At 46.9% G+C, this 1,236-nt stretch carries 2 protein-coding genes; both read left to right on the top strand.

What is annotated here, in order from left to right:
- A partial coding sequence (locus B1A85_RS23285) for a cation:proton antiporter (protein ID WP_104549095.1) occupies positions 1-1,076 on the top strand: 1,076 nt, incomplete at its 5' end.
- 31 nt (positions 1,077-1,107) lie between these two features.
- Positions 1,108-1,236: DUF938 domain-containing protein (locus B1A85_RS23280; RefSeq protein ID WP_210404700.1), on the top strand; the 129-nt coding region annotated here is incomplete at its 3' end.

The following is a 1,236-nucleotide window of genomic DNA, read 5'->3' as shown; positions in this document are numbered from 1 at the left end:
TAGGAATTGCGGCGTTTCTGTTGATTGCTTACCCCCGAACCGAACGCTCGCTGTGGGTTGGCTTGCGCTATCTGTTTGTCAGCAACACAGCCATGCTGTTTTATCTGGTGGGTGCAGTGTTGGTTTACCGAGCAAATCATTCGTTTGCGTTTGCAGGGTTAGGCAACGCACCAATTGAGGCACTTACTCTAATTTTAGTGGGACTCTTGACCAAAGGAGGAGTTTTTTTATCGGGAATGTGGTTGCCGCTAACCTATGCAGAATCGGCAACGCCAGTATCAGCATTGCTGTCAGGAATCGTGGGAAAAGCTGGGCTCTTTCCACTGCTGCGTTACGCTCTGATGTCCGATGAGATTGATACAATCGTCAGAATCTTTGGAGTTGGAGCAGTGCTGCTAGGAGTGATCTACGCAATCTTCGAAACAGATACCAAGCGCATATTAGCGTTGAGTTCGCTGTCACAGATAGGCTGGATTCTCGCCGCACCTGAAGTTGGGGGCTTTTACGCGCTGGCACACGGACTAGTCAAACCAACACTTTTTTTAACCGTAGGTGGTTTACCAAGCCGAAATATCAAGGAACTGCAACAACAACCGTTCAATACTTCACTCTGGATTGTTTTGGTTGTCGCCAGTCTTTCGATCTCTGGTTTTCCCTTTTTGGTGGGCTTCGGCGCGAAAATATCAACTTTGGATAATGTGTTGCCCTGGCAAACAATCGTCATGAACGTTGCGGCTGTAGGAACGGCAATAGTGTATGCCAGATTTATCTTTCTACCCCATCACAAACAAGCGGGGCAAGAGGTCGAGTTTGGTTTTTGGGCAGCTGTCATTGTGTTGATCGGCGGGCTGATTGGCGCAAATGCTTTTTATTTCGAAGCGTATACCGTGGCGAATACAGTCAAAGCACTAGCGATCGTTGCTGCTGGATGGTTAGCATACGGTCTAATTTTCAAGCGATCGGCACTGAGGTTACCGCGCGTACTGGAGCAATTCGAGCATCTGATTGGTGGAATGAGTCTGATATTGATTTTGCTATTTTGGATGATATTTACACGACTGGATCTCTCAATCTAATTCTACGACTCGCTATCTGGTTTTTACTCATATGAGTAACGCCGTATTTGATGATAGTTTGCGCGCGCAAAATCCTGCGTGGGGCGTGCGTAATTTAGAAGATATCGTTGCCGTTGCTAAAAAAGAAAGTCTCGCACTGATCAAAACTGTAGCAATGCCA

It is taken from the genome of Chroococcidiopsis sp. TS-821 (assembly GCF_002939305.1).
In the GTDB taxonomy this organism is placed as follows: Bacteria; Cyanobacteriota; Cyanobacteriia; order Cyanobacteriales; family Chroococcidiopsidaceae; genus Chroogloeocystis.
This window is presented reverse-complemented; position numbering and strand designations above follow the sequence as displayed.